At 28.5% G+C, this 11,586-nt stretch carries 10 protein-coding genes; 1 reads left to right on the top strand and 9 read right to left on the bottom strand.

Annotated features, from left to right (window positions below; all coding sequences use genetic code 11):
• Positions 1-230: 230 nt before the first annotated feature.
• The 9 genes from AXY43_RS26025 to AXY43_RS25990 all read right to left on the bottom strand — a co-directional run bounded on the left by AXY43_RS26025 (position 231) and on the right by AXY43_RS25990 (position 9,927).
• Complete coding sequence (locus AXY43_RS26025; protein ID WP_023976550.1) at positions 231-1,397, bottom strand: iron-containing alcohol dehydrogenase; 1,167 nt, start codon at positions 1,395-1,397, stop codon at positions 231-233.
• 380 nt (positions 1,398-1,777) lie between these two features.
• Positions 1,778-3,742, bottom strand: coding sequence for a sigma-54-dependent Fis family transcriptional regulator (locus AXY43_RS26020; protein ID WP_023976551.1), 1,965 nt, complete (start codon positions 3,740-3,742; stop codon positions 1,778-1,780).
• A 676-nt stretch (positions 3,743-4,418) separates the two neighbouring features.
• Complete coding sequence (locus tag AXY43_RS28260; RefSeq protein WP_181246140.1) at positions 4,419-4,586, bottom strand: hypothetical protein; 168 nt, start codon at positions 4,584-4,586, stop codon at positions 4,419-4,421.
• Positions 4,587-4,867: 281 nt separating this feature from the next.
• The gene (locus AXY43_RS26015; RefSeq protein WP_012058405.1) at positions 4,868-5,287 is read right to left on the bottom strand and encodes a hypothetical protein; all 420 of its coding nucleotides are present in this window, start codon (positions 5,285-5,287) and stop codon (positions 4,868-4,870) included.
• Between the two features lie 66 nt (positions 5,288-5,353).
• Complete coding sequence (locus tag AXY43_RS26010) at positions 5,354-5,587, bottom strand: hypothetical protein (protein ID WP_017212659.1); 234 nt, start codon at positions 5,585-5,587, stop codon at positions 5,354-5,356.
• 32 nt (positions 5,588-5,619) lie between these two features.
• Positions 5,620-5,838 carry a hypothetical protein gene (locus AXY43_RS26005; RefSeq protein ID WP_023976552.1) on the bottom strand — a complete coding sequence of 73 codons (219 nt, stop codon included), beginning with the start codon at positions 5,836-5,838 and terminating at the stop codon, positions 5,620-5,622.
• Positions 5,839-6,023: 185 nt separating this feature from the next.
• Entirely contained in the window at positions 6,024-6,359 is a 336-nt protein-coding gene (locus AXY43_RS26000) for a YnfA family protein (protein WP_023976553.1), read from the bottom strand.
• Between the two features lie 843 nt (positions 6,360-7,202).
• Positions 7,203-9,206: a 2-isopropylmalate synthase gene (locus AXY43_RS25995; RefSeq protein ID WP_039770858.1), complete on the bottom strand. Its 2,004-nt coding sequence runs from the start codon at positions 9,204-9,206 to the stop codon at positions 7,203-7,205.
• 355 nt (positions 9,207-9,561) lie between these two features.
• Positions 9,562-9,927, bottom strand: a complete 366-nt coding sequence (locus AXY43_RS25990; protein ID WP_012058400.1) for an arsenate reductase family protein — start codon at positions 9,925-9,927, stop codon at positions 9,562-9,564.
• Between the two features lie 372 nt (positions 9,928-10,299).
• Between AXY43_RS25990 and AXY43_RS25985 the strand changes: the two genes are divergently transcribed.
• Positions 10,300-11,421 carry an IS4 family transposase gene (locus tag AXY43_RS25985; protein WP_243099116.1) on the top strand — a complete coding sequence of 374 codons (1,122 nt, stop codon included), beginning with the start codon at positions 10,300-10,302 and terminating at the stop codon, positions 11,419-11,421.
• The last annotated feature ends 165 nt before the right edge of the window (positions 11,422-11,586 follow it).

Here is an 11,586-nt window from a genome sequence, read left to right as displayed (position 1 = left end):
AGACATCAGGTAAGTCAGATAATTGGAATTTTCATCCTTATTGCCTTATTAACAACAAAGACTCTCTGAGGTTGAGAGCCATTGTTGTTTTATTAATGTTGTAACGATTCTTTTAATAATTATTCAATTGTTTATCTCAATAACTTTTTTAAAGTTATATGATTCTTAATGTAAAACAACGTACTTTATCTCTATAAGATTATGAACTAAAAAAATTGCCTTTATTTATCTTACAAATTAACTTTAGTTCCATAGTATGTGCATTCAAATAATTTTTCCATTGTAGCATCATCTATTTCTCTAGGATTTGATCCTGTACATGCATCTAATACTGCATTATGAGCGACAAATGAAAGATTAGCTTTAAAATCTTCTTCAGTAACTCCATACTCTTTCATTGAGTGAGGAATTTCTAACCTATCATTTAATCCATTAATTAATTCGATTAATGAATCAGTTAACTCAGCATCATTGTTTCCTTTTAATTTTAAGGCTCTCGCAATATCTCCATATCTATTTTCGCATTTTGTTCTATTATACTCAATTACATATGGTAAAAATATAGCATTTGCACATCCATGAGGAATATGGAATACAGCACCAACCTTATGAGCCATTGAGTGAACTATTCCAAGTAATGCATTAGAAAACGCCATTCCAGCTAAACATTGAGCTTCATGCATTAGATTTCTAGCTTCTTTATCTCCTTCAAATGATTTGATTAAATTTTCTTGAACCATTTCTACAGCTTTAATTGCTAATGGATCTGAGAAATTTGATTGAAGTGATGCAGTGTATGCTTCTATAGCGTGAGTTAATGCATCCATTCCAGTATGAGCTGTTAAAGTTTTTGGCATAGTTTGAGCAAGTGCTGGATCAACTATTGCTATATCTGGAGTTATGTTAAAATCAGCTAAAGGATATTTAATTTTTTCTGAATAATTTGTGATAACTGAGAATGCTGTAACTTCTGTAGCTGTACCGCTTGTTGATGGAATAGCTACAAACTTAGCTTTTTGTCTAAGGTCTGGTAATCCAAATGGAACAACTGCTTGTTCAAAAGTAAAATCTGGGTATTCGTAGAATATCCACATAGCCTTTGCAGCATCAATTGGTGATCCTCCACCCATTGCAACTATCCAATCAGGCTCAAAGTTTCTCATAGCTTCTGCGCCTTTCATTACTGTTTCCACTGATGGATCTGGTTCAACACCTTCAAATAATTCTACTTCCATTCCTGCTTCTTTTAAATAATCTTCAACTTGTTTAAGAAATCCAAATCTTTTCATTGATCCGCCACCAACTACTAAGAAAGCTTTCTTACCTTTTAAAGTTTTAAGTGCCTCAAGTGCTCCTTCTCCATGATAAATGTCTCTTGGTAAAGTAAAACGTGCCATAAATATTTCCTCCTAAAATTTGCTCATTCATTATTTTGCACAAGTGCAGAATAATAAGTTAATATGTCTATTTTTGACCACATAAATTATTAAAGCAATATTCATGCCAACTTGTGATTATTTTATCAATATATTTTATATTTATGATAATAAAATGTCAAAATACAGGAATACTTTTCTAACAAAAAACTCGTAATTCCTCATAAATATTATATTTAAAGGTCTTAAATTAAGTTATTAAATATATATAAAATAAGTTATACATAAATTAATTGTTAAGCATCTACTCATTTATATAAATAATTTTTAACAAAGATATGTCCTAAAATAATACAGCATAAATTTAATACAGCGTAATATTTTAGGACATGCTTTATAATTTATTTATGTTTTTTTAATTTTAGGTATAGAGTGTTTCTACTTATACCTAAAGTTTTAGCAGCTTTTGTCATATTATGATCATTTATTCTTACAGCTTCATGAATTGCCTTCATTTCTAGTTCTTCTAGATTTAAAGTATTTACCATATACTCAGTCTTTTCAGTATTAACATTCTTAAGTAAACCATTAGTCTTATTGTCTTCCCATATCTCTTTATTTAAAAAACCATCTTTTAATATTTTCCTATCATATGTTTTATCTGTCTCAAAACTTTGATTATCTTCAAATTCCCATAAATTAAAAGATGATCGTCCATCCAAATTTACTATATTCTCAATATAATTTTCAAGCTCTCTTATATTTCCAGGCCAATCATAGTCTAATAACTTATTATATAAACTTTTATCAAGCTCTGGTATTGATTTATTCAGCTGAAAGGATTTAATTCTTAAGAAGAAGTCAATAAGCATTTTTACATCGCCTTTTCTCTCTCTTAAAGGCGGTAAAGTGATTGGAATTACACATAATCTATAGTACAAATCTTCTCTAAAATTTCCTTTTTGAACTTCTCTTTTTAAATTTTTATTAGTAGCTGCTATAACTCTTACATCTATAGGAATCTCTTTGCTTCCACCAAGCCTTGTGACTCTTCCATTTTGAAGTACTCTTAACAGCTTAACCTGTGCATCAAGTGGCATTTCCCCAATTTCGTCTAAAAACAAAGTACCTCCGCTTGCAATCTCAAACTTACCTGGATTTCCGCCTCTTTTTCCTCCTGTAAAAGTCCCATCCTCATACCCAAACAATTCACTTTCTATTATATTAGCTGGTATAGCTCCACAATTTATTGCAACAAATTTATTTCTTCTTCTTACACTATAATTATGCATAGCCTGTGCTAATATTTCTTTACCTGTTCCACTTTCTCCTTGAATTAGAACAGTTGAAGGACTATTGGCAATAACCTTACAGTTAGTTATCACATTAACAATGGCTGCACTATCCCCAATTATATCATTAAAAGTAAAAAATGCCCCTGTTGCATTTTTGTTGTCTTTTCCTTCTTTTTCATAGCTTATTGTTACAACCATACCTATAATATTTTCTTTATGTTTAAGCCCTTTAAAAACCAACCTTATTTTATGTCTGCTTGTATGCTTTAATTTTAATTCCTTTATAATATCACCGTTATGGTTTTCAAGTTCTTCTATTACATTTCCCAAATCAGGCAAAATATAATGTATATCTTGACTTATTATCAAATCCTTATCTATATTAAATATCTCTACCCCAAGTTTATTTATATTTATTACTTTATACTCTTTATTTACTATCATGATGCCTTTATCAACATTATCTATGACACTCTCCATATAATTATAAGTTTGATTCAATATATCACGTATACCCTTCTTGTCCAGTTCATTTTCGATTGCCTTTACACCAAAAACAACTAAGCCTAAAGTATGTGGATGCTTCATATCTCTTCTACCTGTTAAGTTCAATGTTCCAATAATTTCTCCCTTTGTATTATGAATAGGTGCAGCAGAGCATGTTAAATTGTGGAACCTTTTTATGTAATGCTCAGTTGCAGTTATCTGAATACACCTGTCTTCTTTAATTGCTGTCCCCATGGCATTAGTACCTATACTTTGCTCGTCCATATAAGCCCCAACTTCAAGATTATTCCCCCCAAGCTTACTATTATTTTCTTCTGCTCCTTTAATATATAGAATGCACCCATTTTTATCTGTTAACACTATAATAAATTCATTATCCATAACTGCTGAAAATACCATATCTATGTATATTTTAGATACTTCTATTAATTCTTTATTAATAGTTAATATATTTTCTAATTCTTCACCAGTAAGAATCTTATTTGAATGATCTGAATTTTTTTCAACTCCATAACTTTCGCTTCTCTTATGTGAGTTTTCAATTAATAGTTCTTTATTCTCCATAACGTACCTCCATTCTTTAGTAAAATTCTTTATCTTCACATAAATTTACCTAATCTTTTAATATATCAATACAATTTCTTAGATACATTTTTTCATTTTCATCACTTATTTACTAAAACTCTATAATTATTTACTGATATTTTAATAATTTATTTTTTTATTCTATATTAATACCTTTCTCTCCCTTTACCAAAATACACTTTTAAAATCTACTTATATTTTAACATAAAATAGAGTTTTCTTTACATTAACTCACAATAAACTCCAAAAATCTTAAATCTATCAGATTTAACTCCCTTGTTATAGATATCCAATTTAAGAATTCAACTTATTAGATGAATGTCTTTACAAATTCACTAAAACTTTAAGCTCATATCTTCACTAGAAATCATAAATATATTTGTGAAGAAAACATTTGAAAATGAGCTATTAAAGGCTCTTTGCTGTAGGTTGTTCCATTTTAGCTTGTAAACTGAAAGTTGGAGCATGCTAAAGTGGATACAACCTGCGGCTTAGAACCTTCAGCGATATTTTCATAGCTTTTCGGAATCAAAATATTTATGATTTCGTTGAGGTATACGCATAAGTATGGATTATAGTTAGCTTATCTATATTTCTACATAAAAATAAAAAAAGGTAAATTAAGCGTTATCACTCAATCTACCTTTAAAGATAATTATACTTGTAAAAACTTTTCATAAGTCTCTATTTTATCCTCTCTGTTGTTTTTCTTTAGCCATTTATTATATTCTAAAATGAATTCTTCTACTGTTTTTAAATCTAGCTTAACATTCTTTTTTTTGTTCATTTCAGCGTACATATTAATTTTAATTATATTCCCCATGTTGTTCTCACCTCTTTTAAATATATGATAATATTAAATTCTTGTGATTTTTATACAAAAATAATTAAAACTTTATGACTTTTTGTAAACATTATCACACAATATAAAAATTTTTTATATTGCCTATAATACATTATTGACAACATTTACACTTTCTAATATATATATTACCATTAAATTTTGTCAGTTTTTTGTCAATTGAAAATGTTTTCTTAAAATTTTATTAAAAAATAAAAGTATATAACAAGAGAACCCTATCCAGGGTTCTCTTACACATATGTTTAGTTTAATATTTTGCTTAATGCATAATTAATAGAATCTTTCAAACCTTCAAATGACATTTCGTCCATTGTTATCGAAGGTTCATCTTTTACTACATATTCTTCACCTTTGCAACTTATTAATATTGCTTTTTCTATACTACTGCTTAATTCACGATTTTTATGTTTTGATATTTTCACTTCATTACCATTTCCATCTACACTGTATCTTATAAAAATATTTGCTTTTCTACCTGGGAATATTATAGCATTTTCATCTGGGACAAATTCAACATACTTGTCTGCATTTCTACTACTAAATAACTCATTCATTAAAGTTATTATGCTATTTATCTCTTTATCTACATTTTCTTTACTAATTTTTTTCGGGCATAAGCTATGTACATAGTTTTCAATCCATGACTTCTGATTAAATTCCATATCCTCACCTCTTTCCATAATAATAATTATACAAAAAAGGAGAAATTCCTCTAAAAATATTAAACCTTACTTAACTGTTTCCATAAATATTTTATTATAGACTCTCATTTCCTCTAATTTTGTTATTATTTTTTCATCTATTTTTAATAAGTTCTTATCTATAATTTCAACTTTCTCTGAATCACTTATATTTTCTCTGCAAAAATCCAATATTTTTTTATATGATTCCATTTGCATTTTAATCAAAGCTTCATACTGTTGGTTAGTTAAATCAACAAATTCTATTTCTTTACTAGTCATATTAGCCGCCTTTCTAAAAATCCAGTATGATTTTACATTATCTTTATTAGTACTATCTTATTATCTTTAAATATAGGAACTATTTTCCTCAGCAAATCATTATCTTGTATGTACTTGATTGCTTCATCAAATTCATCAATACTCATTCCTATCTGCTCATATCCCAAAGATTTAGGAACATTAACTCCTTCGATATTTTCACATGGCATATTTTTTATTATTTCTAATATTACATCTACATTTTGATTCATTAACTCATCCCCTTAATATAGATAATTATATAAAAGTTTATATTTACCTTCTATAATTTTATATTAATTCAAATATTAGTAATACTCACCCATTACATTTTTCTTAAAGTATTTCCGTTTTTAAAGCTTTTTCAAACTCTTCACACTTGATTTTTATATACGAATTTTTATCATAACACACTCTACTATCCTCTTGGTGCATACATAATTACAATAACACCTACTAGAGCTATACATCCACCAATTAAATCAAACTTATCAGGTACTATATTATCAATTTTCCATCCCCATAAAATTGACATTACAATAAATATTCCTCCATATGCTGCATATACCTTACCAAAATTAGAATTTGAAGGCTGTAAAGTAGGAATTATTCCATATAAAATTAATATGACCGCTCCTATAACTCCATATAAATAGCTTTTTCCATCGCGTAACCATATCCATATAAGATATCCACCTCCAATTTCAAATATTCCAGCCAATATAAAATATAATATTGATTTTATAATCTCCATATTCTTTCCTCCTAGTGTAAGCATCTAAATAATAATTAAAAAGACATCCTTAAATTTATATCCACTACTAGGCTAAATTATAGCATATATTGTAAACATCATCTAATTGTTGTAAAGTCGCCTTTTAATTGATTAGGTAACCTATGGTTTATCGACATATCTCTTAACTGAATACGCAAAAAAAATCGCAGGCGACTGTGGTTAAGTTCCGTATTGTGCTTCGCACTCTTTTCATATGTGTAGATTTTTTTCACGCATCTGTCTTTTCGAACGCATGTGAGAAAAATCTGCACATCAGAAATAGCAGCTATGCTGCATATAAGAACATTTTATGCAGGCGAATATGATTTATTTTTTTATTCCTTTATAGTAATTAACCCCAGTAAAATATACTACTATAATGTTATCCACAGATTTAATTGCATTATAATTTCTTAAAGAATAAAAAGATACAGCCAAATTATGGCTGTATCTTATATAAAATTTAGGGGAGATTAAGAGTGGGGTTTGGATATCTTTTGTATACATTTATATTAACACAATATTAAAAAATAATCTATATTTTTTGATATTGATTATCAGGTTTTTTTCGACAAATGCTTTTAATATATTTATAGTGCTAAAATAAGAATTTATCTAAGTTTTATAATTATTTTGCCTCTCATTTTATAAATAAGAAAAGAGATAACCATATCTATAGTCACCTCTTTTCGAAATATCTTTAGTTTATTTAAATCTTTAGTTTTTTCAAATCATTTGTTATGTATATAATATACCATAGTATGACATATTAGTCTATATTTTTTGATCAAATCTTTTTTACAAAAAGACAAATTTATTATTTTATTGTTCCATTCGCTTAGGTATATTATTTCTAAATTCTACCGGAGTTATTCCATATGCTTTCTTAAACAATCTAATAAAATGCTCTACATTTTCATAACCAACTTGCTCTGCAATATTTTCTACTGTCATTCCACTTCCTTTAAGTAAGCTCTTAGCTTTATCCATTCTAATTTGTTTTACTATATCCACAAAAGTACTATTTGTACTTTCTTTAATATATTTCGATAAGTAAGGCTTAGATAAGTAAAAAGTTTCTGAAAGCTTTTCTAATGTGACCGTCTTATAGTTTGATTGAATATAATTTAATACCTCTGTCATTCTACTATCTGATCTTTTCATATTCTTAATCTCTTCTAATTGATTAACTGCTACTGCTAAAGCTGCAATTGATGAATTAATAATATCATTTTCTATTCCTACGCCCCAATAAAGCTTATTATGGCATTTAATTCCCACATAAGTAACAGCTTTCGATGATGACCCTCTTGTTAATGAATGTTCTTCATACACATCTAAGTCATAATCAATATCAAAATACTGTTTAATTGCATTGCTAACTGCATCTAATCTTCCGTTTCCATGCGCTGTTATACATTGTATTTTCCCTCCATGACAAATTGTAGTATCGGCTGCCATCTGCTCTCCTTGTATAAAATGACATTCTGGAATTTGAAATACATGGGAGTTACGAATAAACTTCTCTTCTAAAATTTTATAAATTCCTTCTGGTGTTAATTCTCTATGAGCCTTATCTGATACATCCTTTACTGTATAACCAAATGCTTCCTGCATCTGTTTTGGAAGTGATATTCCGAAATTCTTTTGTAATATATAAGCCACTCCACCTTTACCTGATTGGCTATTAATGCGGATAACATCTGAATCATATTGGCGCCCAACATCCATTGGATCAATAGGTAAATATGGAACTTCCCAATACTCACACTCTTTATTTTCACGCCACTTTATTCCCTTTGAAATAGCATCCTGATGAGAACCCGAAAAGGCAGTAAACACTAATTCACCAGCATATGGTTGACGCATACCTACTTGCATATTGGTTAATCTTTCATAATTTTCAACTATTTCAGGCATATTTCTAAAATTCAAATTAGGATCTACACCATGAGAATAAAGATTCATAGCAACTGTAACAATATCTAAATTTCCTGTTCTCTCGCCATTACCAAATAGAGTTCCTTCTATTCTATCTGCACCTGCAAGTATACCAAACTCTGCATCACTCACTCCACTTCCTCTATCATTATGTGGATGTAAGCATAAAGTTACAGCCTCCCTATACTTTAAGTTTTTGTGAATATATTCAACTTGGCAAGCAAATACATGAGGCATTGCATTTTCAACTGTTGTAGGAATATTAATGATTGCCTTCTCTTCTTTTGTCGGCTTCCAAACATCCAATACTGCATTACATACTTCTACCGCATAATCTACTTCTGTTCCCGGAAAACTTTCTGGACTATATTGAAATGAATAGTTTCCTTTTTCTTCTTTTGCTATTTCTTTTAGAAGTTCTGCCCCGTTTACAGCAAGCTGCTTAATTTCATCCTTAGATTTACCAAAAACCTGTTCCCTTTGTGCAACTGAAGTTGAATTATATAAATGAATTACTGCATGCGGAGCCCCTTTAACCGCCTGAAAAGTCTTTCTAATGATATGTTCTCTAGCTTGAGTTAAAACCTGAATTGAGACATCATTAGGAATCATATTTTTCTCAATTAATGTCCTTATAAATTGATATTCAGTTTCAGAAGCAGCTGGAAACCCTACTTCAATTTCTTTAAAACCTATTTTTACTAACATATTAAAAAATTCTAACTTTTCTTCTAAACTCATAGGTTCAATTAATGATTGATTTCCATCACGTAAATCAACACTACACCATCTAGGCGCTTTATCTATATAATCTTTTTTCACCCAATCGTATGTCACTTTTGGTGGCATAAAATACATTCTTTTATATTTTTCAAAATTTTCCATCCCTATCACTCCCCAATATAGCAATTTTATAAATGCGCTTACATATATCTATTAAAATATTAATTATATCTATTTTGGCATTAATCAATAAATTTTATTATGCGCTTTATGAAAATTTTGCCTTTTGCTTTATGATATATAGAATAGCACATTTTAAATATTAATTTTAGTGATAAATTTAATCATTTTTATTGATGTATTTTAACATACTACATATTGGCTTGCATAATTATAGAGCATATAATAAATTACTCTTCAATCTCTATAAGTTATTATCTTTGATAATTTCCGCAAAAATAAAGAAAGAGATATTTAAATTCAAATATCTCTTTCTTATTATCACTTAATCACTAATCTAGCCTTTCAAAAGTGACTCTTCCCATAAACTCTCATCTCTAAAACCAACAAGTACAAAGTCATCTCCAACTACAATAGGACGCTTAACCAACATTCCGTTTGTTGATAAAAGCTTTACTTGTTCTTCTTCTGAAAGTTCTTTAAGCTTTTGACTCAAATTCATCTCTTTATATACAGTTCCACTTGTGTTAAAAAACTTTTTAATTGGCAAGCCACTTTTCTTTATCCATTCTTGAAGTTCTTCTATTTTAGGATTGTTATCAACTATATGTCTATCCTCATATTCAACTTGATGTTCATCGAGCCACTTTTTTGCTCGTTTGCAAGTTGTACATTTTGGATACTCTACGAATAAATAAGACATTCTTATTCCTCCCTTTCAATTTAAAACATTAAATAAGCTTTTTCATCATTATATACCACTTTGCTGTCACTTCCAACATACTATAAAAAAATCGCAGGCGACTGTGGAACCGGAGATTTTTTTCACGCATCTGCCTTTTCGAACGCATGTGAGAAAAATTTGGCAGGCGAATAAGATTTCTTTTTTATTCTTTTTAAAATCCCAAAACTATTCAATCAACCTTTTTTAAGTTATCCACAGATCTTACTGGAATATAAATTCCTCATATGTGTTGATTAACCAAAAAATAGAAGTGAAAATATATAAAAAATGAGGTCATTCTGTAGTAATATTAAAGTGCGAACCAAAATAATACTTAAGGAGAATGCCCTCATGAAAAATACTACCACTATATTTGATATATTTCAAACATTTTTAAGTGAAAAGGAAGTTGAAAAATTTAGTAAAATTTTAGAATATGTTGATACTGCAAGAAAATTCACATTATATGATTTAATAAAATTCTTTATTGCAGCAGCTACGAATGAATATAAGAGTTATAGGGATGGCTTTGAGCATATGGAATCAGTAGGGCTAACACCAGTTGATTATTCAACTATTTCTAAAAAAGCCTCTAAGGTAGATTACAAAATTTCTAAAACTTTATTTGAGATTATTGTTTCTAAATGTAATCGTAGAATGCGAAGAATTCTAAATTTGCCAAAACAATTAATAGCAATTGATTCAACTACCGTGACCGTAGGTGAAAACCGTCTTAAATGGGCAAAATTTAATGGGAAGAAATCTGGAATAAAACTTCATATATCTTTAAATATTAATGACTTTACACCACAAAAAGTTATTGAAACTATTGCTAAAAAGCATGATGGACCGATAGGTGAAGGTTTAATAGATGTACACTCTATTTTAGTTGAAGATAGGGCTTATGAAAATCATGAGAGATTTGATATGTTTAAAGAAATAAAACAATCTTTTGTTATAAGAATAAAAAATAATACAATACTTTCAAAACCAAAGAAATTGAGAAGTTTAGGAGTAGTAGAAAATTCTTCTGTAATTCGAGATGTTACATGTTATTTAGGAAAAGAGACTAAAAAAACTCAAAATAGATTTAGAGTAGTTGAATTTACTGATTATTATGGTAAATCAGTAAAAGTGTGCACTGACCTAATGAACATTACTCCAGAAAAAATAGCAGAAATATACAAGGAACGTTGGAAAATTGAAACCTTCTTTAAATTTATAAAACAAAACTTGAATGTAAAAAGAATATTTGGAACAACTGAAAATGCTGTCTATAATCAACTTTTCATATCATTGATAGCTTATGTTTTGCTTCAATTTACTTATGTTGAAACGACTAAAAATTTAAAATATGTTAAATTATCACTAATTCAATTTGTAAGAAAATTGCTTAAAAAAAGTCTTAAGGTCGAAGTCTATATATCTATTAACTTATTTTTGAAAAATATCAAAAATAAGTTAATAATTTAAAGTAAAAATTTGGTTAATCAACACTTGTGTAAATTCCTAAAGAATAAAAAAACAAGTGTAAGTGTTTATCTACTTGCTTATAGTAAAGTAATCACTTACACTTATACAATATCAATTTAATTATTGCTCAAGTCTTGAATTAGGAACGATGCAACATATAAATTA

Origin of the sequence: Clostridium sp. MF28 (assembly GCF_002969175.1) — a bacterium.
GTDB classification, from domain to species: Bacteria; Bacillota; Clostridia; order Clostridiales; family Clostridiaceae; genus Clostridium; species Clostridium beijerinckii.
Note: the sequence above shows the minus strand (reverse complement) of the source record. Positions and strands in the feature narration are given on the sequence as shown.

Excerpts from the sequence above, each read along its gene's own strand:
- AXY43_RS26025 (WP_023976550.1), bottom strand. The coding sequence starts at position 1,397 with ATGGCACGTTTTACTTTACCAAGAGACATTTATCATGGAGAAGGAGCA.
- AXY43_RS26020 (WP_023976551.1), bottom strand. The coding sequence starts at position 3,742 with ATGGAGAATAAAGAACTATTAATTGAAAACTCACATAAGAGAAGCGAA.
- AXY43_RS28260 (WP_181246140.1), bottom strand. The coding sequence starts at position 4,586 with ATGGGGAATATAATTAAAATTAATATGTACGCTGAAATGAACAAAAAA.
- AXY43_RS26015 (WP_012058405.1), bottom strand. The coding sequence starts at position 5,287 with ATGGAATTTAATCAGAAGTCATGGATTGAAAACTATGTACATAGCTTA.
- AXY43_RS26010 (WP_017212659.1), bottom strand. The coding sequence starts at position 5,587 with ATGACTAGTAAAGAAATAGAATTTGTTGATTTAACTAACCAACAGTAT.
- AXY43_RS26005 (WP_023976552.1), bottom strand. The coding sequence starts at position 5,838 with ATGAATCAAAATGTAGATGTAATATTAGAAATAATAAAAAATATGCCA.
- AXY43_RS26000 (WP_023976553.1), bottom strand. The coding sequence starts at position 6,359 with ATGGAGATTATAAAATCAATATTATATTTTATATTGGCTGGAATATTT.
- AXY43_RS25995 (WP_039770858.1), bottom strand. The coding sequence starts at position 9,206 with ATGGAAAATTTTGAAAAATATAAAAGAATGTATTTTATGCCACCAAAA.
- AXY43_RS25990 (WP_012058400.1), bottom strand. The coding sequence starts at position 9,927 with ATGTCTTATTTATTCGTAGAGTATCCAAAATGTACAACTTGCAAACGA.
- AXY43_RS25985 (WP_243099116.1), top strand. The coding sequence starts at position 10,300 with ATGAAAAATACTACCACTATATTTGATATATTTCAAACATTTTTAAGT.